This is a genomic window from Psychrobacter sp. ANT206 (assembly GCF_056880555.1).
In genome coordinates this window covers 367989-390942 of record NZ_CP096271.1, presented here as the reverse complement: position 1 = coordinate 390942, position 22954 = coordinate 367989, and the positions used below count along the sequence as shown (strand labels likewise).

Below are 22954 nucleotides of genomic sequence, written 5' to 3'. Positions count from 1 at the left end.
AATCTCTAATTTTTGATACAGTGTTCTGGTATATTTTCTCTGACGTCCCTGCCAGATAAGTTACTCAGATTCAGGCAACTGGATATTCAGGCTGTGAGATATTTAGGTATATGGAGAAGTGCTATGCATACCCGCTCACAAGTCTTTTGATAATACCTGAGTGGAATATCAAAAACAAACGTTTTGCATACCGACTGTGATTATTGAGTAATAAAGGCACGAATAGACTTACTGATGTGCAATCTTAGCGTTTTAAACAATTATTGCTAAGATTGCGATTTTACTAAATTTAAGCAATGGATTAATTTTGACGATGTGAAGCCATAAAGTCTCTAACGCGCTCAGACTTAGGGTTATCAAAGACCTGCTCAGGCGTACCAATCTCTTCAATCACGCCTTGGTGTAAAAACACCACTTTACTAGAAACTTCACGTGCAAAACGCATCTCATGGGTCACAATCAACATCGTGCGTCCCTCGGCTGCTAGCTCTCGCATCACCGCAAGCACTTCATTGACCAGCTCAGGATCTAAAGCAGAAGTCGGTTCATCAAATAATAATACCTGTGGCTGCATAGCAAGGGCGCGTGCAATAGCAACACGCTGACGCTGACCACCAGACAGATTAGCAGGATAAGCGTCTTTTTTATCAAGCAAACCGACTTTATCGAGCAGCTTTTCAGCATCGCTAATGGCTTGGTCTTTTTTTATTTTTAAGACTTGTATTGGCCCTTCGATGATATTGTCAATAATCGTTTTATGTGGCCATAGATTGAAATTCTGAAAGACAAAGCCCACGCGTGCGCGCAAGTGTTCTAGCTGTTTGATATCAGCCGCTTGCAATTCGCCTGACTTAGCTGGCTTTAGCATCAGCTCATCTTTACCGATAATAATGCGACCGTGATTGGGCTTTTCGAGCAAATTGATACAGCGCAGCAGGGTCGACTTACCTGAGCCAGACGAGCCTAAAATAGAGATAACATCGCCGTCATAGGCAGTTAGAGATACGCCTTTCAGTACGGCCAATGAGCCGAAACTTTTATGGATATCTTGTAAATCTAAAGCGATAGGTCGAGTCGGATTATTTGCAGTATCAAGCATGGTTTAGCAGACTTCCAATAAATATGAATGAAAACATGACGTAAAAAGGCGCTTAGCATTAAAAAGGCGTTTGGCATTAAATTACCTTTATAAAATAAGGCCCATAATATACAGTCAATTATGGGCCTTATTTTATCATCTTAATAGCGTGAGCGCTGTTTTATCTGCCACATTAGTAGCTTGAGACGTGCTCTTCGCTTTCAGTACCGTCCATCATCTCTGCATCATCCGCAGTTGCTACGGCCACATCATCCGTGCTACTTACTGCCATATCATTGTCAGCAGTTGCTACCGCAACATCGTCAGCACTGCCGGCAGTAGCCATACCCGTTGATTCATCTTCTACCGCAGTCTGCGCATCGACTGCTGGCGCCGTCTCTACCGGTGGCTCATCTTTCTTACCACAGGCACTTAGCGTCAATGCCGCTGCAACCAATCCAACGCCCAACCAGTTTTTGTAAGCACCAGATTTTTGAATTTGTTGTTGGTCAATGGTCATATTTATTCTCCAATATTTTTATTTACTATCATTAATTTTACTATGAATAGCTATTATGTAGCCGAGCGAGTTTAAAAATAATGTGTTAAAGCTAAAATGAATCTCTTGTTGCTTAGCGCTCACTATACGGACGATTCATAGCGACTACCTTAGTAATTGCAGTCTATTTCTGTTAAAAATACGTAACCATCAATCCAATGCCCAATCATGACTATCATATAAAGACAAGTGACTTCTATTCACAAAATCGGCTTTACTATCGACCTAATCTCCTCTATGTTAAATAGCAGAGTGCCATTAGAGCGCTAAAGAACACTGATTGTTTTCTATTTATAACTATAAGGAAGAATATTTATGAGTCAAACCAATACCACAGACGTAACCGCTTATATGCAAAATGTTGGTAAAGAAGCGCGCGCTGCATCCAGAGCACTGGCTGCTGCCAATACGGGTGACAAAAATGCTGCACTGATGGCTATTCACGATGTATTAAAGAACGCTAAGCAAGATATCTTAGCCGCCAATACAGTCGATATGGACAATGGGGCAAAGAACGACCTAGATGCTGCTCTGCTTGATCGCTTGGAGTTAAATGACGCCCGTTTTGATGGCATGCTACAAGGTCTAAAAGACGTTGCGGCATTGCCTGACCCTATTGGTGAGGTTACAGACATGACGTATCGTCCGTCGGGTATTCATCTGGGCAAAATGCGCGTGCCACTTGGTGTAGTCGGTATGATCTATGAGTCGCGTCCCAATGTCACTTTGGAAGCAGCCTCGCTCGCACTAAAGTCAGGTAATGCCATCATTTTACGTGGCGGCTCTGAAGCATTTGAGTCTAATCAAGCGATTGCCAAATGTATTTTAGAAGGACTAAAAAACGTTGGTATGTCTGAGTATAGTGTCCAAGTACTAGAGACCACTGACCGTGCTGCCGTCGGTGAGCTTATCACTATGACAGAGTATGTTGATGTTATCGTACCACGCGGCGGTAAAGGGCTGATTGAACGTATCAGCCGCGATGCACGCGTGCCTGTTATTAAGCACTTAGATGGCAACTGTCATACCTTTATCGACAGTGATGCTGATCCTGAGATTGCCATTAACGTGAGTGTCAATGCCAAAACCCATCGCTATGGTACTTGTAATACCATGGAAACCTTGTTGGTCGATGAAGCCATCGCTGATGAGCTGTTACCAAAAATTGCCGAAGCCATCGTTGAGGCCGATAATGCGATGCAACTACGCCTTGATGATAAAGCGCAGGCTATTCTGAACGATAACACTACCCTTAAAGGCCATTTATCAGCCGCCACCGCTGAAGATTGGGATACCGAATATCTCGCCCCTATCCTCGCGATTAAAATCTTATCCGGCATTGATGAGGCGATTGAGCATATCAACACCCATGGCAGTCATCATACCGATGTCATCATTACGGATAACTATACCAAGTCACAGCGATTTATTCGCGAAGTCGACTCGGCAAGCGTGATGATTAACGCCTCTAGCCGTTTTGCCGATGGTTTTGAATATGGTCTTGGTGCCGAAATTGGTATCTCAACTGACAAGATTCATGCGCGTGGACCTGTCGGACTTGAAGGCTTAACTTCACAAAAGTGGATCGTTTATGGTCATGGCGAAACACGTGCCTAATTTATTACGTCTTCACTACAATCTATAATGTCGTCTGCAGTATAATTGTTACAGAACGTCAGCTTAATTGCTGGCGTTTTTTTATTATTAATAACTATATTATGTATGACATAAAGCCATTATTTTACGTGATAAAAATCTATCGATAGGACGAGGATGCCCATGCAAAGTGGCAAAATTAAGCATTGGAATTCTGATAAAGGCTATGGCTTTATCGATGTCGACAATCAGAGTGAAGATGTGTTTTTTCACATAAAATCCGTGCGAATGGCGCAGCCTATCAGCAAAGGGCAACGTGTCTATTTTAATAGTGAACGCAATGACAAAAACCAATTGCGCGCCACCGAAGTCACATCGGATGAATTGAGTATTTTAGAGACGCCAGCATCCAATTCAGTGGCAAATTCAATGCATCGTAGCTCAGATAATGTTAGTCAGAAAAACAATCGAAACCGCATTAGCAAAAATAATCGTAGCAGCCAAAATAAGAAAAGCAGCTTCTCTACCCTATTCAGTTTGATTGCCATTATCGCTGTTGCGGTCTATTTCTTTGCTGATTTGAAATCCAGTTTTTTTGCCGATAGCGCGCCATCTACTACTCTATCGCAAAATCATATTGAATCTGCCAGTAATTCAAATGCAGCGGCTATCACTGATGATGCGCAAATAGATCAGACGCTTATGCTTATTCAGCAAGGTGGACCCTTCCCTTATCCTAACAAAGACGGAACCACTTTCTATAATCGCGAAGGCAAGTTACCGGAGCAGTCGCAAGGCTACTATCGCGAATATACTGTACCCACACCTGCCGTTTCGCATCGCGGTGCACGACGTATTGTCACTGGCGGTCACCCACCAACCATTTATTATTTGACCCTTGATCATTACGACAGCTTTCAAGAACTGGAGGTGAAATAACATGACTCAAGCTATTTACTATGTAAATCCAAGCAGCATTGATCAAAACCTTGTTAAAGGTAAAAGCAGCAGAACGTCTGCTACTATTCCTAAACAAGCAATCGCTATACCTATAGAAGAGCGATTAGATAAAGAAACACTCTTAAGTAGCTTAGCGAAAGCATGCGATTTCCCAAGTTGGTTTGGTCATAACTGGGATGCAGCGTGGGACTGCTTAACAGACAGTGATATCGAGCATTTGGTACTTGATTTAACAGCGGTTAAAAATATTAACACCGAAGATTTTAATGTCTTCAAAAGTATTATAGAAGATGCTTTTAAAGAATTTGGCAAACCACAGCTGTGGATTGTCGTGGCGTCTGATGATTTGTCTTAGTCGCCAGTAAGAGAAGAATCTAAATTCGAGATAAAAACAGATTTATCCCGAATTCAGGTTAATTTATATCTATAGAAAGGATTAACATATGGAAATCACCCTAAACGGCTATTACACCCTGATATTAGCCACATTAGTACTTTTGCTTGGACGCTTCTTAGTCAAAAGAATTAAGTTTTTAGAAGATTTCAATATTCCAGAACCAGTCGCAGGCGGTTTGGTCGCAGCGATTGTCGTTTATATTCTTAATATTGTTTGGGGCTATAGCTTTAATTTCCATCAAGGACTGCAAACAGCAACTATGCTGATGTTTTTTGCCTCTATCGGGCTTAGCGCTGATTTTGGTCGGTTAAAAGCAGGTGGCTCACCCTTGCTGATTTTCACCATTATCGTGTCTGTTTTTATCATTTTGCAAGACATCCTTGGTGTTGCAATGGCAAGCGCACTTGGGCTTGATCCTTTGCTTGGCTTGGTGACCGGTTCAATCGCTTTGACTGGTGGTCATGGTACTGCTGGTGCTTGGGGCATTACTTTAGAGGAGCAGTATGGTGTGGTTGGCGCGACGACGCTGGGTATCGCAGTTGCCACTTATGGTTTAGTGGCAGGCGGTATTATCGGTGGTCCTGTTGCTCGTCGCTTGATTAAAAAGCTTGGTCTCAAGCCCACAGCAATCAATCCAAACCCAAGTGATGTTGAAAAACTGGCAAGTGAGCAGTCGCTCTATAGCACCAAGCATAGCGAAGAGGAAGTTCATAGCAATAAGGAGATGTTTGAAAAGCCGGATAATATCCGTCTGATTACGGCATCGTCTACCATTGAATCATTGGCACTGTTTGCCGCAGCATTGGCGTTCGCTGATCTCATGACTTTGGTAGCGCAGGATACATGGTTTGAGTTACCGACCTTTGTATGGGCATTAGCAGGTGGTGTGATTTTGCGTAATACCTTAACCATGGTATTTAACTTTGATATGTTTGACCGTGCGATTGACGTCATCGGTAACGCTTCTTTGAGTCTTTTCTTAGCGATGGCTTTATTGTCATTAAAGCTGTGGCAATTGACAGATTTGGCAGGTCCGGTATTGATCATCTTATTGTCACAAACTGTTCTAATGATTGGCTATGCTTACTTTGTGACCTTCAAACTCATGGGAAAAGACTATGATGCAGCTGTCTTGTCAGCAGGACACTGTGGTTTCGGTATGGGTGCAACTCCTACAGCGATTGCCAATATGCAGGCGGTCACCGATCGTTACTTACCATCACATAAGGCATTTTTGATTGTACCTATGGTTGGTGCATTCTTCGTTGATATCGTTAACGCCACTATCCTGCAGATATTTACCAAATTGCCGTTTATGTGATTTGATAAATTAAAAAACTGATTTATATACTCACAAAAAAACCGCCTAGCCAAAGCTAAGCGGTTTTTTTATATCTGACTTATAAAACCAATTAATCAGAAATTACTGGTTTTTAGCGTATACAGGAAGCTCTTTACAGATCGCTTCGACTTTGCCACGGACTTCAGCAGTTACTGCTTCATCGCCACGGCTGTCAAGAACATCACAAATCCAACCTGCCAAATCACCTGCTTGTGCTTCGTTGAAGCCGCGAGTGGTAATCGCTGGTGTACCAATACGGATACCAGAAGTCACAAACGGAGATTTTGGATCGTTTGGTACGGCGTTTTTATTGACCGTAATGTGTGCGTCACCCAACCATTTATCCGCTTCTTTACCGGTCATCTCTTGCTTAACTAAGCTGATAAGCATCAGATGGTTTTCAGTGCCACCAGAGATAATTTCATAGCCGCGATCTTGAATGACTTTTGCCATGGCTTGAGCGTTTTTAACCACTTGCTGCTGATAGGTTTTGAAGTTCTCTTCTAATGCTTCTTTAAAGCAAACTGCTTTTGCCGCGATGACATGCATCAACGGGCCACCTTGGTTGCCTGGGAATACGGCAGAATTGAGCTTTTTAGCAAGCTTCTCATCACGAGCAAGAATCATACCTGAACGTGGGCCACGTAAGGTTTTGTGCGTAGTCGTGGTCACCACATCAGCAAATGGTACTGGGCTTGGGTAAACACCGCCAGCGATAAGACCAGCAACGTGAGCCATATCGACTAGTAAGTAAGCGCCTACTTCGTCAGCGATTTCACGGAAACGCGCCCAATCAACTACTTGTGAGTATGCTGAGAAACCAGCGATGATCATTTTTGGCTTATGCTCTTTTGCTAAACTCTCAACTTGGTCATAATCGATAAGACCAGTGCCTTCGACCAAACCATACTGTACTGCGTTATAGTTCAGACCTGAGAAGTTGATGTGCGCGCCATGAGTCAAGTGACCGCCAGCATCTAAGCTCATGCCAAGTACGGTATCATTGGCTTCAAGCAATGCTAAAAAGACAGCAGAGTTTGCTTGGCTACCAGAGTGTGGCTGTACGTTCACATATTCTGCACCAAACAATTCTTTCGCACGGTCGATAGCTAGTTGCTCAACGACGTCAACATGCTCACAACCACCGTAATAGCGCTTACCAGGATAGCCTTCAGCGTATTTGTTGGTCAAATCAGTACCCTGCGCTTCCATCACTGCTTGTGAGCAGTAGTTTTCTGAAGCGATAAGCTCAATATGGTTCTCTTGACGAACGCTTTCAGCAGCCATAGCTTCAGCAAGTACTGGATCAAAATCTTTGATAGAGATATCTTTAAACATAGTAAAGTCCTAAGTGGTGACGTTTATTAGTAATAACGGTCGTTGAAAGAAGCGAGTAGCAAAAGAAGTTTGAAATAGGCAAGCAAAAGGCATGAGCTTATCATTAGCTTGCAGTTTTAAGGATAAATTCGATACTCTTTTGCATCGATATTCTCGCTAAAGTTTAAGTGTAACATGAAACTTTATGTTGCGAGCGCAAAAAAATATCAGCTTATTTTGAGTAGACGACAGGGCAAAATTCTCTATATTTAAATCTATTTTTTTCAGTAACTTATCAATATATCCTCTAAATAGAAGTAGTAAATTCATTAAAATTTATTCACTAAAAACTTATCTGAACAATAAAGTGGAAAATAGTTGGCTAATTAATTGGTTGTTTTAATTTTCTGATGAAGTACTTAAATATCCAATTGTTTTTCACAGAACCGTGGCAAAAAGTTCTCACTAATAAGTAAAGAACGACCGTACCAATCATAAAGCGTCTGCCGTTGCCAGCCATCTGCCGTATATTTGATACAGCGCTGATTGGGCAAGGTACGACTGCGATTAAACAATACATAACCTATGGGTGTGCTTTTTAGTTGCTGTAGACGTCTGGCACTGCCTTTTAGACTTGATAACGGAAACAGGCTTTGCGCCTGTACCCATGGTAGCTCGTCATTCCCGTATAAATATACCTCACGGACCCATGCCAGCCGTGGATGACTAAGCGCTGCCCCTTTGATACCCAGTTGTTTTTTTTGTGCTAAAGACAATAACCGATAGCCCTCAAATCTGCGTTCTACAAGTAACGGCCGCCCAGCTTTTACCTCTAGCAAGGCAGTAAGAGAGCCTTCGGTATTTAGCCAAGGCAATAGCTCAGTTGGAGGTAATGAATTGGTTACGCAAGAAAGATGAGAGGTCATAGTTTACGGCTAATATGTACTTTATTAAGTAGAAGATGGTTAAAAGATAAGGTTATTCATTGTTATTGAACATTGGCATATTATCAATATTAAACGGCAAAGCTTCAAATGCTTGCTCTCGATATTGCGACATCTGTAGCCGATCTTTGCGGCAAAAATCAGCAATCGCTGGCACAAAACGCGCATCATAAATACGGTGCAGTGAGTGGGTAGCTGTTGGAATAAAGCCACGAATCAGCTTATGCTCGCCTTGCGTTCCTGGGTCGAAATAATGCAAGCCTTGCTCGATGGCAAACTCAATACCTTGATAATAGCACAGCTCAAAATGCAAGCTATCATACTCACCAAGAGCGCCCCAATAACGACCGTACAAAGTTGCCGTTTTATTGTCAGGCTTATCACATAAAAACAGACTGCTCGCGATAATCTCATCGTTGGCATCAAGTGCTTGTGCAAGCATTAAATGCTCAGCCATATGTTGCGCTAATGCTTTAAAAAAATCCATGGTCAAATAAGGCTGCTGCCCACGTACCGCATAAGTCATTACATAGCAATGATAAAAAGTCTTCCAGTCAGACTCGGTAATGTCATCACCGCATTTTCGCTGGCACGTAATACCTTGCTCAGCAACTTTTCTGCGCTCAGCCCGAATGGTTTTGCGTTTTTTGGCTTTGAGCGTGGTCAAAAATGCTTCAAAATCTGTAAATGGCTGATCATCTTGAGTTAGATTTTTATTTTGCCATAAAAATTGGCAACCTTGACGCTCAAGTATCGGTAACTCAATCGGTTTTGCCGCTACACCATTTGCTTGGGTTTTAAGCGCCATTTCTATATCAATATCAGTCGGCAGCGATGCGTTAGCCATAGCAGCCATTTCAGGTGTGACAAATAGCCCATGCCAGCCAGATGCATCTACTTGCTGCGCAATATCATCCACCCCTGCAATAGCGGTCTTTATAATGTCAGCATCGAGCGTCTCACCTGCTGCCAGCCATAAACGCTGCCCAGTAATAGGCGTATAAGGGGCGCTCGTTACCAAACGCGGATAATAGTCGAGACCATACTGCGCATAAGCTTGCGCCCATGAATGGTCAAATACAAATTCCCCTTGATGATGACCTTTAATAAATACGGGCATCACGGCAACCGGCTGCTTCACCTTTATAGAAGCTTCTACAGAAGACAAATTTTGCTGTACTGCAAAATCGTCATCGGCATCTACACGGTGCACCAATATATAAATAGGTAACCAGCCAGCCTCTTCGCCAATCGCGCCAGTGTCACTAAGCGCTTGCCAAAAGGCAAATGACATAAAAGGGGTGTCTGGCGTTTGCCACTCGCTTAGGCTTTGCCAACTGGTATCGTTCAGTAACGCATATTGTAAATTCATAATCAGCACACTGTTTTTTTTGATGACTTTTCTTGATCATATAGCCTATCAAATTGGCATTTTTTTGCTGTCACAATTTGCAAGAATTTTATATAACCGTTATAGGATTATTGATACCGTTTAAGAAATGATGCCGTACTAGTGTGATAGAAACAAAACTTTGATGCCATACGTAATAAAAACTGCCATTAAAAACAGGCAAATTACATGGAAAAGATGATATCAATCTTGATGACTGATAGAATAAGAGTATTATTAGCTTAATATAATTCATATAGATGAGATATGAGCGAAATAGTATACTTAGTTCAACATACGAGATTGACATCATATCGGATTTATAGTGGATGAACTATAATATATCGACTGTCATGTATCGTCAGGCAGTGTTACCCAATCGTTCAACCCCTCTTTTGGCGGTAAGTTTGTCATAAAGGTTAAAACAGCTTCCAAAAGATAGTTTTGCAAAATAAGGTCAACAGGCAGTCTCAAAACTATTTAAATGCGTCAAACTGTTTAAATATATTTTTGTATGATTGCAAAAGTGACACTTGATGTGCTTAATTTAGCGCCATCACTCATTATGGTATGAAGGCTATATAAAGCGATTAAATAAGATCCAAGCCTTACTCCCCTTATTAATGACAACATAAAGGAATACTCTACTACAATGTCAAAAATTATTTATACAAAAACCGACGAAGCCCCAGCGCTTGCAACCGTATCATTCTTGCCTATTGTCAAAGCATTTACTCACACAGCAGGCATTGAAGTTGACACCAGTGATATCTCAGTTGCTGCCCGTGTATTGGCTGAATTCCCTGAGTTTTTAAGTGAAGAGCAACGCGTTCCTGATAATTTAGCTGAGCTAGGTCGTCTGACACAAGATCCAAACACCAACATCATCAAATTGCCAAATATCAGTGCTTCTGTTCAACAGTTGAAAGCAGCTATTAAAGAGCTACAAGGTAAAGGCTACGCTATTCCTGATTTTCCAGATGACCCAAAAACTGACGAAGAAAAATCGATTCGTCTGCGTTATGGCAAAAGTTTAGGCAGCTCGGTAAACCCTGTACTTCGTGAAGGTAACTCAGATCGCCGCGCACCAAAAGCGGTCAAAAACTACGCACGCAAACATCCGCATTCTATGGGTGAATGGAAACAATGGTCACAAACGCATGTATCACATATGCACAGCGGCGACTTCTATGATGGCGAGCAATCTATCACTTTAGATAAAGCACGTACTGTACGTATGGAACGCTTAGCGGACGATGGCACTGTAAATGTATTCAAAACAGGCATCGCTTTGCTTGATAAAGAAGTCATCGATCTTATGTTTATGAGCAAAAAATCACTGCTTGATTTTTATGAGCGTGAAATGGAAGACTGCCGTGAAGCTGGTATCTTATTCTCATTGCATGTAAAAGCGACCATGATGAAAGTATCACACCCTATCGTCTTCGGTCATGCGGTCAGAATCTACTATAAAGATGCTTTCCAAAAGCATGGCGCATTATTTGACGAGCTAGGTGTCAATGTTAATAACGGCATGGCAAGTTTGTATGAAAAAATTGCCGAGTTGCCAGCCAGTTTGCGTGAAGAGATTGAGCGTGATTTACATGCTTGCCAAGTCCACCGTCCACGTTTGGCGATGGTTGATTCATCAAAAGGCATCACCAACTTCCATTCGCCAAGTGACATCATCGTTGATGCATCCATGCCTGCTATGATACGTAATGGCGGCAAAATGTGGGGTGCTGATGGTAAACTATATGACTGTAAAGCCGTCATGCCAGAATCTACCTTTGCCCGCATTTATCAAGAAATGATCAATTTCTGCAAATGGCATGGCAACTTTGATCCAACAACGATGGGTACAGTACCTAACGTCGGTCTAATGGCTCAAAAAGCGGAAGAATATGGCTCACACGACAAGACTTTTGAAGCGAGCGATAACGGTATTGCTCGTATTGTTGACGAAGAAACAAATGAAATCTTGCTTGAGCAGCGTGTTGAAAAAGGTGATATCTGGCGCATGTGTCAGGTTAAAGATGAGCCTATCCAAGATTGGGTCAAGCTTGCAGTACGCCGTGCACGCGAATCGAATACACCAGTTATCTTTTGGTTAGACCCGTATCGTCCACACGAAAACGAGCTGATCAAAAAGGTAAAAATGTATCTAAAAGATCATGATACCACTGGTCTACATATCGAAACCATGTCACAAGTTCGTGCCATGCGTTATACCTTAGAGCGCGTTGCTCGTGGTCTTGATACGATTTCTGCTACTGGTAATATCTTACGTGATTATCTCACTGACTTATTCCCGATTTTAGAATTGGGCACCAGTGCTAAGATGTTGTCAGTGGTTCCATTAATGAAGGGCGGCGGTTTGTTTGAAACAGGCGCTGGCGGTTCAGCACCAAAGCATGTACAACAATTGGTTGAAGAAAACCACTTACGTTGGGATTCTTTGGGTGAGTTCTTGGCATTGACCGTGTCGTTAGAGCATTTAGCACAGAATGACAACAACCCTAAAGCTCAAGTATTGGCTGATACCTTAGATAGAGCAACTGAAAAGCTGTTATTGAATGACAAGTCTCCATCACGCAAAACCGGTGAGCTTGACAATCGTGGCAGTCATTTCTATCTTGCTATGTATTGGGCACAAGAGCTCGCTGCTCAAGATCAAGACAGCGAGCTAAAAGCGCAATTTACCGCACTTGCGCAGAACCTTGAGAGCAATGAAGCAGCTATTATCAAAGAGCTAAATGATGCTCAAGGTAAGCCTATGGATCTTAAAGGCTATTACCTAGCGGATGAAGCATTGGCTGAGCAAGCAATGCGTCCTAGCACTTTGTTCAATAACGCCATTGCTTCATTATAATTAACTCATCTTATAAAAGTTAATTTATAGAAGTGACATTAGCGCAAACAAAACACCCCAAATATCTTAGATTTTGGGGTGTTTTTTTGTCTTTTATTAATGAGTGATTTTTATGTCAGAAACTATTTACAAGACATTATGTAAAAGACATCATTTTCTTACGCATTCATATGTTTGATGATTGCTTTACCAAACTCAGAGGTATTTAATAAGATGGCATCCGGCATTAGGCGTTCAAAATCGTAGGTCACGGTCTTATTTTTGATAGCACCTTGGATACCTTCGATGACCAAGTCAGCGGCCTTTGTCCAGCCCATATCACGTAACATCATCTCAGCTGATAAAATAAGCGAACCCGGATTGACTTTGTTTTGTCCGGCGTACTTTGGCGCTGTACCATGTGTTGCTTCATATACGGCAATAGCAACTCCTTTATTAGCACCCGGAGCAATACCGATACCACCGACTTGCGCGGCTAGCGCGTCAGAGATGTAGTCGCCGTTTAGGTTTAATGTCGCAATCACTGAGTAGTCAGCTGGACGCATGAGGATTTGCTGCAAAAACGCATCCGCAATCACATCTTTAATCACAATCTTATGACCCGTCTTAGGATTTGTTATCGTCATCCAAGGGCCACCATCTAGTAATTGAGCACCAAAGCACTCAGTAGCAACTTCATATCCCCACTCTTTAAAAGCGCCTTCAGTGAACTTCATAATATTGCCTTTATGTACAAGCGTCACATTGGGCAAGTCATTGTCGATGGCGTGCTGAATCGCTTTACAAATCAAGCGCTGTGAGCCCTCTTTTGATACTGGCTTGATACCAATGCCACAATCTTCTGAAAAGCGAATCTGTGTCACGCCCATCTCTTCTTTTAAAAACTTAATGACTTTTTTGGCATCCTCACTGCCTGCTTTCCACTCGATACCGGCATAGATATCTTCTGAGTTTTCGCGGAAAATAATCATATCAGTCAACTCAGGATGCTGGACAGGACTTGGAACGCCTTCGAACCAACGTACAGGACGCTGACAAACGTACAAATCAAGCTCTTGTCGCATTGCCACGTTCAGCGAGCGCATACCGCCGCCAACTGGTGTGGTCAGCGGACCTTTTATACTGATGACATAATCACGCAACACATCAAGCGTCTCTTCTGGCATAAATTCGCCGTCATAAATTTTAGACGCTTTTTCACCGCAATAGGTCTCCATCCAAACGATGGACTTTTTGCCTTTATAAGCTTTTTCAACTGCCGCATCAATCACTTCAATCATGACAGGTGTGATATCAACGCCGATGCCATCGCCTTCGATAAAGGGAATGATCGGATGATTTGGAATATTGAAGGATAAATCAGCATTTACGGTTATTTTTTCGCCGTTTATTGGTACGATAACCTTGTTATATGACATGAGGTGATACTCCTTGATAGGTATTATGTGTTTTAAGCGTCCTTGGCATTCTGTTATGCTAGCTGTTTTATCATGGTGATGACAGCATTATAAATGTTTGTACAATACGATAAACTTAAGGTAAAACACGCCTCTACCTTTAGGCTTTACTCGTATATTAATTCTTATAGTATATGTCCTGCTATCCGCCATTTTATTTTTGGGAAACGCTATTTTATGTCCAGCTCTAGCCTGATTTTGTTTAATAAGCCTTACGGAGTACAAAGTCAATTCCGTGATGACAGCAATAATGACCATACTACTCTATCAGAATATTTCACGGACAAGTCACTCCGTATCGCTGGTCGGCTTGATGCTACCTCAGAGGGGCTGCTGATTTTGACCAGTGATGGACGTATCAATAAAGCCATTACGCAGCCACCATCTACAAAAGGTTTTGCGCAAAACAAACAAAAACAAGGTAAGACTTATTTGGTACAAGTAGAAGGCATGGTCACTTCTGTCCAATTAAAGGCGCTGGCGTCAGGCGTGGTCTTGAAAGACGGTAAGACATTGCCTGCCTCTGCAGTATTGGTGGATGAAGTCGACTTGCCGATTACATTATGGGAGCGTGATCCGCCTATTCGTGAGCGTAAAAATATCCCAACGTCATGGTTGATGCTGACTATTTATGAAGGCAAAAATCGCCAAGTGAGGCGTATGACTGCGCATGTAGGGCTGCCTTGCTTACGCTTGATACGCTGGTCAGTGGCAGGATTTGAGCTTGGAGAGTTGGGCGTTGGTGAGTTTGTACGCATTCATTTAAATAGTGAGCAATGCCGAAAACTTGGCGTCATAGGTTAGCTATAATAATACCTGAGTAAAGCTGTACTTAAGATAGCTTTTTTATTTAAGATCACTATATTACGACATCTTAAACATAGCGTCTCGAAAGAGTAAGATTTATCTGTTAACATTTAGCTATGTGCTCTATATGATTCATATGCTTTTTTGCTAAGCTTCTTGTTCAATTTATGGTAAGGATATGTCATGACTGCTTTTCATCGTTTTGCCTTGTTTGCTACTGGTGTGTCTGCTGCGCTATTAATAAGTGCTTGCCAGCCAGCATCAGATGATGTTGAGGTGAATGCAGTGCAAGACGATGCACCAGTCGTATCAGAGCAAGTTGACAGCCATGAAGATATGGATGCTCACGATATGATGACTGCTGATACTACGCCAGATGAGATGCCAATAACGGACATATTTAAAGACTATACGAAGTCTATGACTGATATGCATAATGAGATGATGGTAGGTATGGCTTATAACGATCCTGATACAGCCTTTGCAAAAAGTATGCTTGGGCATCATCATGGTGCAGTAGATATGGCAAAGATTGAGCTTAAATACGGTACTGATGAGACGATGCGTAAGCTGGCAAGAGATATCATTGACTCACAGCAGCTTGAGATTGATATTATAAATAAATGGCTTGCTAGCCACCCTGATGCGCCCAAGCCGAAGCCCAATACCCAAGTAATGCAACAAGCTTATACGGCAGGCATGCAAGCCATGCATGACGACATGATGACTGGCATCGCAAACCCTATACCAGACATGGCATTTGCACGTGGTATGCTGCCTCATCATCGCGGCGCGGTAGATATGGCAATGATACAGCTCCAATATGGTACTGATAAAGAAATGCGTAAATTGGCACAAGACATCATTGATGCCCAGCAGCCTGAAATTATATGGTTACAAGAGTGGATTGCAAAAACGTTAGTTAATTCAGAAAAAGATGCAAGCAATGCTACCGATCAAGATACTTCTGCAAACCAGAAAGAAGCCGTAGAGGTTGCCAAAACCACAAAACCTAATGCTTAAATTTTAAGCGTATAACATAAAGCCCATACTAAGCATCATTGTTTAGTATGGGCTTTTTAATAGCTGCTAATCTTATAGTATCCACTGTCTTTGTAGAGCACTCAACTACTTGTGATAGCCAAATCACTATGACTGGGCACCGTTCATCACATCTAACCAAGCACTTTCTGTTTTTAATTCATTTATCTTATTTTCATCATCTGTATTAGCCTTTGCTAAACGCAAGCTAATGCTATGTGGAAAGACTTTATCTAAACCATCACTCTCATCTGTATCGACTTTCGGTACAACCTTAACCGTCATCAGCTCATCACGGCGAAACAAATGGCATTCAATGTCGTGTGATGCATCATTGAATAGTGCTAGTTGTTTGTTATCTGCTTTGATACCATCAATTGCGATAATAACATCATGTGCTGAGAGTCCAGCTTTTGCCGCGGCGCTCGCGCGCGCTACCTTACTGACCTTAAGTCCCATTGGCGTTTCAGTACATCTCATGCCCCACGGTACATGTTTATCAGCGGTCTCTTTGGTATTGCTATGTAACTGAATACCGTTAGCGGCTAATAACGGTTTCAGAGGCAATTCTTTAACGCCATTAACATAGCAGCGCTCAAACTCTTCCCAATCCGCTACTGGCATAAACTGCCCAATGACAGTCCCCATATCGGCACTACTGATCCCGACGCGCTGATTATCATTTTGCTTCGCTTGTTCATAAAAAGCTTTGACCACATCAAATAAACGATAACGTCCCGCGCTCTTTTCTAGTAACGTTAAATCCAGACATAATGCCACTAAAGCTCCTTTATTGTAGTAACTGATACCCGCATTACCAGTATTTTCATCGTTGCGATACAGCTTAATCCACGCATCAAAGCTCGATTCTGCCACACTTTGCTGTGCGCGACCCGGCGTTTGGTGATAGCGATTAATTTGTTCTGCCAATAACTTTAGATAGCTTGCCTTATCAATAACCCCTGAGGCTTGCAGCATAAAATCATCAATATACGAGGTAAAGCCTTCAAATACCCATAGCAAAGGTGTAAAAGCTTCGCGGCGTAAATCCACATCTAGCATCACATCGGGACGAACTGTCTTGACCCACCACGCATGAAAATACTCATGACTACATAAGCCTAAAAATCGCTGATAATCACTACTTGGCATTGTTGGTTCATTGATACGAGGTAAATCACGGCGTGGGGTAATCAAACTGGTCGAATTGATGTGCTCCAAGCCGCCATAATCTTGCCCACTAGCATAAGTCATAAAAGTATAATCATTAAATGGCGCGTCACCCAACCAATTGAGATACGTCTGGCAGATCCGAGTTAGGTCTTGCTGCAATCGTCCCATATTGGCATTATGCTTACCTGCGAGGAAAAATTGATGGCTCAGCGTCTGATGCTGATTATCTTGAATAATAAAATCAAATTTCTCTTGTATCGCAATCTCAAACGGATAATCAATCAGTTCGTGATAGCTGTCCGCTTGCAAACTATATAAATTTTGCTCATCGCTTTGTAAGTATGTAGCTTTAAGTCCACACGCCAGTAATACTTCTTCTTTATTTTTATCAATAAAAAAGGCTTCGGGTACCATCAATCTAACTTGGATTGGTGATTGCTCTTGCCCAGCAACTGCCAATGCCAAAGACGTAAAATTACCGTACAAGCGCTGCTGATCGACATAAGCCGTGCGCACCGATAAATCATAACAATATACTTCGTAATATACGCTTATTGTTTGCCCTGCTTTTGCATGTGGCAATTGCCATGTGTGCTTATCAGTTTTTTGCGCGCGATAACACTTAGGATTTTTATTATTCGCAATCCGGTTATCCGATAACTCTTTATCCAATATCTCGTAATGTACAGCGGTGATATTTCGAGCAAATTCACGCATCAAATAACTACCCGGTATCCATGCCGGCAGCCATAAGCTTGGCGCGTCTGTATCTGCTGTAAACCTAAGCGTGACATCAACCAGATGCTCTAAAAAACGCTCAAAGTCGAATTGGTAGTTAATATTAGATGGTTGATTATCGGCAGCATGAGAGAGTGAAGTCATATTTTTTATCCTTATAATTATTGCTATGGTAGAAGTCATTGCTCAAAAACGCAACTGGCGAACCTAAAACCAGCAAAGCAGTATTTGGTTAATATGCTAAAAACATGGATTATTCTGCCCAATTACACGATTAATTGGCATTTTTTGTTGTTTTAACCTTGAAAGTGATGGGAGTTATCGCAATTAAAGAGGCTAACTGCTAAAGTTACCCTAATAAACTGATGATAATTAACTGATGACGTGGCTATTTGGCTGGCTGATTGGCTTTTTTAGGTTTATTGCAACCGTATTTAATTTTTAATATCAACATATTTAGGATAATTTATGACTACTATCGCAAAAGACACTGCCGTCAAGTTCAACTACACGCTAAAAGACGACGAAGGTAATATCCTTGACCAATCTCCAGAAGGTCAACCACTTGCTTATTTGCATGGTCACAGTAATATCATCCCAGGTCTAGAGCAACAACTAGAAGGTAAATCTGCTGGCGAAAGAGTTAATGCTGTTGTTGAGCCTGCTGACGGTTACGGCGAATACCAAGAACAAGCGGTACAGCATGTACCACGTGACAACTTCCAAGGCGTTGAAGATATCCAGCCTGGTATGCAGTTTCAGTCAGAAGCTGGTGGTCAAGTGATGCTAGTTACTGTGACTGCCGTCAGTGACAAAGAAGTGACTGTTGATGCAAACCATCCACTAGCTGGCAAGCGTTTGACTTTTGATGTTGAAATCCAAGAAGTACGTGCTGCTACTGAAGATGAACTAAACCACGGTCATGTACATGGCGCAGGTGGCGTTGAACACTAATCTCTTAGAGATTATTGTGCTAGATGCATAAGCAATGAGTGATGAAGCCCATCCTTTGTTGCAAGGGGTCAGTAGATTTTTCTATTGACCTTTTTTATGAGCAAATTTAAAGGTTTTCATCTGCACTTACTTGAAATTAAGACCTTTAAAATATCACAAAGCCCAGACGTAACAAAGCCGCATAATGACTAGCATTATGCGGCTTTTATTACCAACCATCCATGTTACTGTCATTCAATACTTAATCCCGAAGTATTTTATAACGGTCGGGCATCCAGCCCTATCATCCCTAATCAGCAAACTACCTATCCCTTATGCGACTTTCCAGATACCAATCCCTAGTACCTCTGAACCTTTCAGTTCAATCGTGCCGTAGATGTATAATCGCAGATTGACCCATACTAAGTAAGAGGTCTAAACGTCAATCCTTGTAAGCATATGCTTACGTACAATTTTCGTAGAGTTTGGGCAGCTGAATAAATAATAGTCTACAATAATTTTTATAGCTTTTCTTCAGGGCTGCTCAGCTTTGTTGGCTCAGCACTGAGCATAATATAAGCCGCTTCATTAATGAAAGCTTCATCTTCTGGTAGCTCTGGACGCTCAGCAGCCTTCATCTGACTACGCTCTTCAAACTTAGCATCCATTGCTGCTTGATAAGTATTCCAGTTGGCATAAGGACGCTCACCAGTTGCAATCTGACGCTTGTTCTCAGCCTGTAGAGAGCGTTTTTCTATTAGCTGCATTTTGGCACGGCGTTTATTGATATCGAGCGCAACTGGTTTTTTCTCATCTTCCATATTACGGATATCATTGAGCGTTGATAAATAAACGAACTGCGGATTTTTTTGTTGGCGGATTTTCGACTGTTGGTTGAGAGTCGCCAAGGTATTCGACGTGAATTTACCTTCGGGCTTATACGGTGCAGTCTTAATTGTATCCCAAGGCAGCGCCTTTTTCTGTGCGCGCTCGCCAAAGGTTGCATCGTCATAGATGTTGACCAATTCAATATCAGGGACCACGCCTTTATTCTGCGTACTACCACCGGTGATACGATAGAATTTACGCTGCGTTAACGTCGCAGAACCAAGCGCCAAGCTGTCTAATTGGATTTGCGCTGAGCCTTTACCTGTTGTAGTACTACCGACTATCAAGCCACGTCCATAATCCTGAATAGCGGCGGCAAAAATCTCACTTGCTGACGCAGAGGCAAGATTGGTCAAAACGACTACCTTACCATCATATAGCTGCTCACCACCGTCATCATCACGGTAAACTTGAATATTGCCACGATTATCACGAATCTGTACTAGCGGACCACTCTTAATAAAGAAGCCAAGCATCTTGGCAACTTCATCTAGTGAGCCACCTGGATTATTGCGCAAATCAACGACCAAGCCATCGATATTCTTTTTATTTAACTCTTTCAATGCTTTTTCGGTATCGATACTGACACTACGATAATCTTCACCATTACGGCGGGCTCGGTAGTTCAAATAAAAGCTTGGTATTTCAAGAACACCGATACGTTTTGGAGTTTTATCGATATTTGGACGCTGAACTTCAACGACACGCTGAGTGACGCCTGATTCTTCTTGTGCAATAATATCTCGAACCACAGTCACATTACGAGCACTGGCATCAGGGGTATTAGGCTGACGAACTTTAATCGTCACCGATGTACCGCGCTTACCACGAATCAGACTGACGATTTCTCGCGTTGACCAGCCAACCACATCAGTCATAGTCTCGCCATCTTTGGCAATACCAATAATTAAATCGTTGGGCTTAATTTGACCGGATTTAGCTGCCGGACCGCCATCGACTAAGGTCACAATACGGGTATAGTCTGGGTTTTTACGGTCAGGGCGGATAGATACCCCAATCCCTTCTAATTGTAGGCTAGATTGTATTTGCAGCTCATTGGCTTGAATTGGCGCGTAATAATTACTATGAGGATCGTAGGTCAGCATCGCCGTGTTTAAGATGGTTTCCATAATCTCATCATCTTTGAGACGGGTAAACTGCTCTTGCTGACGAGACAATCGGTTTAGTAAAATCTCACTTGGCGTGCGCTCATCATTACGGACCAAATCTTGACCGCGCGTGATATCTGGGTTGTCTAAAAAGACTTTTTCTTTTGCTTTTTCGTCTTCCTTACCCAAAGTAATACTCATCAACTGAAACTTTAACTGACTTGCCCAATAGTCGCGCTGCTCTTTTTTGGTTTTAAAATGATTGAGTTTTTCACGGTCAAGGACAATGTTATCCTTGCTGGTCAAATTAATATCCGTTTTTAGCATCTTTTTTGCCATGGCAAAATACTCATTTGAGCGTTTACGATAGCGCTCAAATACTTCTACCCCAGCAGACAAATCACCACGCTTTAAACGCGCACCGAACTCATCGGCATACTTTTTCTTAAACTCATCGACATCAGATTGCAAAAACAACGTATGGTTTGGATCGAGACTATCGATATACATAGACAAAATCTCGCGACCAGTCGCTGTATCCAGTGGCTGATTAAGATAATGACTGCGATCCAGCAATGCCGCTACTTGGCGCGTGGTAACCTGTTGCTCAGGCGTCTGTTTAAAACCTTCGGTATTGGTGTCAGCTACTGCGGTGCCGTAGCTCTGGGTAAGAATTAAACCTGCGATGCCCACTGACGCTGCACTGAGTAACCACTGTGCTGGTTGTTTTTTCATCATATCTACCTAATTGTTTTAAGTGAAAAGTATGCTCTGTTTTTAGCAAAATCAAAAAATATCTATAAATGGCTGTCCATAAAATCTAGCTATTTTTACTCTCTTATATTTAACACTAAACCATGCGTTACGCTAGCACTAAAAGCTTATATCTGCGTAAGGATTATGTTGGTTTTATCGTTAAAAAACCAATCAATACTAGCATGGGCATGAATATAGCTCTGTCTCAAACTGTATAAACAATCTTACACGCTGCGCGCGCTCATACCAAGTTTCCTACTACATAAACCAGACGTATCCATTTAACGAATATCGGTCAATGTATTAAAATGCCTTCAAATGAATTCCCGTGATACATTATGCTGGACTCGCAATTACTGTCATAATAAGCCCCTGATAGCGATGAATAATAGATGTCATTTCTTATGACTTTTTAGTTTACCGTAGCATATAACAATATATAACCTCATAAGGATCACGCAATGTATGGCGTTTTAATGATTGATATCGATAGTACCGCGCTGACGGCTGAAGATGTCAGCTTAATTAGACAAGCACAAGTTGGTGGGGTCATATTATTCGCCAGAAACGTCACCGATGCCGCCCAAGTGCGCGCGCTGTGTGACGACATACGTTGTCACAACGCTGACATTCTGATTGGGGTCGATCAAGAAGGCGGACGCGTTGCCAGATTGCGTAACGGTTTTACGCCACTGCCAGCGATGGGTAGGCTTGGTGAGTTATTTAACCAAGACCCCAATCGTGCTCTAGACTGTGCATATGATTGTGGTTATTTGATGGCATCAGAAGTATTAGCAGTGGGCATTGATTTGAGCTTTGCACCGGTGCTCGATAGAGATGGTATCAGCCAAGTGATCGGTGATCGCAGCTTCCACCATGAGACGCAAGCTATCACTGCTTTAGCAAGCCAGTTTATGCGTGGTATGAAAGCCGCTGGCATGGCAACGACGGGCAAGCATTTCCCTGGTCACGGTGCAATAGCCCCCGACTCGCATGTTGCAGAAGCCATCGATGATCGTAGCTTAGATGAGATTATGAACAGTGATATGCAGCCATTTGCGCAAACGTTGCCTTGGCTTGATGCTTTGATGCCAGCACATGTGATTTTTTCGCAAGTAGATAATAAACCAGCGGGTTTTTCTAAGATTTGGCTCAAAGACATTATTCGTGAGCAGCTGAATTTTGATGGGGTGTTATTTTCTGATGACTTGTCTATGGCAGGGGCAAAAGCTGCGGGTGATGTCAGTGCGCGCGTCAAAGCAGCGATTAACGCTGGCTGTGATATTGCTTTGGTCTGTAATGACCGTGTCGCGGCTCATGAAGCAGCAAAAGCGGCGCAAGAGCTACCCTATCCCAATCAAAAACGTATCAAAACCATGTGTGGACAGATACCCGCTTGGCAAGGCGACCTTGAATCGACTTGTCAGCAGTTTGATTATTGGCAACAAGCAAAAGAGAATATCTCACAGACGTTTTTTCCTACTCAATTAGACTCTAAGGCATCCGCTAATCTTGAGTTAAAAGACCCGACTAGCTATAGTCAGTGAAAAGTAATATCGACACATTATGTACTGCTGGTATCAATTTTTCTTGCTTG

At 42.3% G+C, this 22954-nt stretch carries 17 protein-coding genes; 9 read left to right on the top strand and 8 right to left on the bottom strand.

Translation table 11 applies throughout. The features are described 5' to 3' along the window. Positions 1-301 precede the first annotated feature (301 nt). Together M0221_RS01655 and M0221_RS01650 are read right to left on the bottom strand one after the other, a co-directional pair. Complete coding sequence (locus M0221_RS01655) at positions 302-1099, bottom strand: ABC transporter ATP-binding protein (RefSeq protein WP_483284173.1); 798 nt, start codon at positions 1097-1099, stop codon at positions 302-304. A gap of 172 nt (positions 1100-1271) precedes the next feature. After that, positions 1272-1598 (bottom strand): hypothetical protein, encoded by a 327-nt coding sequence (locus M0221_RS01650; protein WP_483284172.1) that lies wholly within the window; start codon positions 1596-1598, stop codon positions 1272-1274. A gap of 354 nt (positions 1599-1952) precedes the next feature. On the opposite strand from M0221_RS01650, the gene M0221_RS01645 reads away from it, so the two are divergent. The 4 genes from M0221_RS01645 to gltS all read left to right on the top strand — a co-directional run bounded on the left by M0221_RS01645 (position 1953) and on the right by gltS (position 5911). Further along, positions 1953-3254, top strand: coding sequence for a glutamate-5-semialdehyde dehydrogenase (locus M0221_RS01645; RefSeq protein WP_483284171.1), 1302 nt, complete (start codon positions 1953-1955; stop codon positions 3252-3254). Positions 3255-3410: 156 nt separating this feature from the next. Further along, a complete protein-coding gene (locus tag M0221_RS01640; protein WP_483284170.1) occupies positions 3411-4172 on the top strand; it encodes a ribonuclease domain-containing protein in 762 nt (253 codons plus the stop codon). A gap of 1 nt (position 4173) precedes the next feature. Then, on the top strand, positions 4174-4548 hold the full coding sequence (locus M0221_RS01635; RefSeq protein WP_483284169.1) for a barstar family protein: 375 nt from the start codon (positions 4174-4176) through the stop codon (positions 4546-4548). Positions 4549-4636: 88 nt separating this feature from the next. Further along, positions 4637-5911, top strand: a complete 1275-nt coding sequence (gene gltS, locus M0221_RS01630) for a sodium/glutamate symporter (RefSeq protein WP_181209522.1) — start codon at positions 4637-4639, stop codon at positions 5909-5911. A 102-nt stretch (positions 5912-6013) separates the two neighbouring features. On the opposite strand, the gene glyA is transcribed toward gltS, so the two are convergent. The 3 genes from glyA to M0221_RS01615 form a co-directional block, all read right to left on the bottom strand. Then, positions 6014-7270: a serine hydroxymethyltransferase gene (glyA, locus tag M0221_RS01625; protein WP_020442674.1), complete on the bottom strand. Its 1257-nt coding sequence runs from the start codon at positions 7268-7270 to the stop codon at positions 6014-6016. A gap of 398 nt (positions 7271-7668) precedes the next feature. Further along, complete coding sequence (locus M0221_RS01620) at positions 7669-8175, bottom strand: chorismate--pyruvate lyase family protein (protein WP_483284168.1); 507 nt, start codon at positions 8173-8175, stop codon at positions 7669-7671. Positions 8176-8227: 52 nt separating this feature from the next. Further along, a complete protein-coding gene (locus M0221_RS01615) occupies positions 8228-9565 on the bottom strand; it encodes a GNAT family N-acetyltransferase (RefSeq protein WP_483284167.1) in 1338 nt (445 codons plus the stop codon). Positions 9566-10235: 670 nt separating this feature from the next. On the opposite strand from M0221_RS01615, the gene M0221_RS01610 reads away from it, so the two are divergent. After that, complete coding sequence (locus M0221_RS01610; protein ID WP_181209518.1) at positions 10236-12455, top strand: NADP-dependent isocitrate dehydrogenase; 2220 nt, start codon at positions 10236-10238, stop codon at positions 12453-12455. 158 nt (positions 12456-12613) lie between these two features. Here the strand turns inward: M0221_RS01610 and icd are convergent, their stop codons facing one another. Further along, positions 12614-13873: an NADP-dependent isocitrate dehydrogenase gene (gene icd / locus M0221_RS01605; protein WP_483284166.1), complete on the bottom strand. Its 1260-nt coding sequence runs from the start codon at positions 13871-13873 to the stop codon at positions 12614-12616. 216 nt (positions 13874-14089) lie between these two features. Between icd and M0221_RS01600 the strand changes: the two genes are divergently transcribed. Further along, on the top strand, positions 14090-14716 hold the full coding sequence (locus tag M0221_RS01600) for an rRNA large subunit pseudouridine synthase E (protein WP_483284165.1): 627 nt from the start codon (positions 14090-14092) through the stop codon (positions 14714-14716). A gap of 186 nt (positions 14717-14902) precedes the next feature. Continuing rightward, entirely contained in the window at positions 14903-15742 is an 840-nt protein-coding gene (copM, locus tag M0221_RS01595; protein ID WP_149408879.1) for a CopM family metallochaperone, read from the top strand. A 126-nt stretch (positions 15743-15868) separates the two neighbouring features. On the opposite strand, the gene M0221_RS01590 is transcribed toward copM, so the two are convergent. Continuing rightward, on the bottom strand, positions 15869-17815 hold the full coding sequence (locus M0221_RS01590; RefSeq protein WP_483284164.1) for a M61 family metallopeptidase: 1947 nt from the start codon (positions 17813-17815) through the stop codon (positions 15869-15871). 324 nt (positions 17816-18139) lie between these two features. Between M0221_RS01590 and M0221_RS01585 the strand changes: the two genes are divergently transcribed. Further along, a complete protein-coding gene (locus tag M0221_RS01585) occupies positions 18140-18625 on the top strand; it encodes an FKBP-type peptidyl-prolyl cis-trans isomerase (RefSeq protein ID WP_011279591.1) in 486 nt (161 codons plus the stop codon). A 500-nt stretch (positions 18626-19125) separates the two neighbouring features. Here the strand turns inward: M0221_RS01585 and M0221_RS01580 are convergent, their stop codons facing one another. Continuing rightward, positions 19126-21336, bottom strand: coding sequence for a carboxy terminal-processing peptidase (locus M0221_RS01580; protein ID WP_483284163.1), 2211 nt, complete (start codon positions 21334-21336; stop codon positions 19126-19128). 482 nt (positions 21337-21818) lie between these two features. On the opposite strand from M0221_RS01580, the gene nagZ reads away from it, so the two are divergent. Beyond that, entirely contained in the window at positions 21819-22904 is a 1086-nt protein-coding gene (gene nagZ, locus M0221_RS01575; RefSeq protein ID WP_483284162.1) for a beta-N-acetylhexosaminidase, read from the top strand. Positions 22905-22954: the final 50 nt, after the last annotated feature.

Excerpts from the sequence above, each read along its gene's own strand:
- M0221_RS01640 (WP_483284170.1), top strand. The coding sequence starts at position 3,411 with ATGCCCATGCAAAGTGGCAAAATTAAGCATTGGAATTCTGATAAAGGC.
- M0221_RS01590 (WP_483284164.1), bottom strand. The coding sequence starts at position 17,815 with ATGACTTCACTCTCTCATGCTGCCGATAATCAACCATCTAATATTAAC.
- icd (WP_483284166.1), bottom strand. The coding sequence starts at position 13,873 with ATGTCATATAACAAGGTTATCGTACCAATAAACGGCGAAAAAATAACC.
- glyA (WP_020442674.1), bottom strand. The coding sequence starts at position 7,270 with ATGTTTAAAGATATCTCTATCAAAGATTTTGATCCAGTACTTGCTGAA.
- copM (WP_149408879.1), top strand. The coding sequence starts at position 14,903 with ATGACTGCTTTTCATCGTTTTGCCTTGTTTGCTACTGGTGTGTCTGCT.
- M0221_RS01635 (WP_483284169.1), top strand. The coding sequence starts at position 4,174 with ATGACTCAAGCTATTTACTATGTAAATCCAAGCAGCATTGATCAAAAC.
- M0221_RS01620 (WP_483284168.1), bottom strand. The coding sequence starts at position 8,175 with ATGACCTCTCATCTTTCTTGCGTAACCAATTCATTACCTCCAACTGAG.
- M0221_RS01655 (WP_483284173.1), bottom strand. The coding sequence starts at position 1,099 with ATGCTTGATACTGCAAATAATCCGACTCGACCTATCGCTTTAGATTTA.
- M0221_RS01650 (WP_483284172.1), bottom strand. The coding sequence starts at position 1,598 with ATGACCATTGACCAACAACAAATTCAAAAATCTGGTGCTTACAAAAAC.
- gltS (WP_181209522.1), top strand. The coding sequence starts at position 4,637 with ATGGAAATCACCCTAAACGGCTATTACACCCTGATATTAGCCACATTA.
- M0221_RS01610 (WP_181209518.1), top strand. The coding sequence starts at position 10,236 with ATGTCAAAAATTATTTATACAAAAACCGACGAAGCCCCAGCGCTTGCA.
- nagZ (WP_483284162.1), top strand. The coding sequence starts at position 21,819 with ATGTATGGCGTTTTAATGATTGATATCGATAGTACCGCGCTGACGGCT.
- M0221_RS01615 (WP_483284167.1), bottom strand. The coding sequence starts at position 9,565 with ATGAATTTACAATATGCGTTACTGAACGATACCAGTTGGCAAAGCCTA.
- M0221_RS01585 (WP_011279591.1), top strand. The coding sequence starts at position 18,140 with ATGACTACTATCGCAAAAGACACTGCCGTCAAGTTCAACTACACGCTA.
- M0221_RS01600 (WP_483284165.1), top strand. The coding sequence starts at position 14,090 with ATGTCCAGCTCTAGCCTGATTTTGTTTAATAAGCCTTACGGAGTACAA.
- M0221_RS01580 (WP_483284163.1), bottom strand. The coding sequence starts at position 21,336 with ATGAAAAAACAACCAGCACAGTGGTTACTCAGTGCAGCGTCAGTGGGC.
- M0221_RS01645 (WP_483284171.1), top strand. The coding sequence starts at position 1,953 with ATGAGTCAAACCAATACCACAGACGTAACCGCTTATATGCAAAATGTT.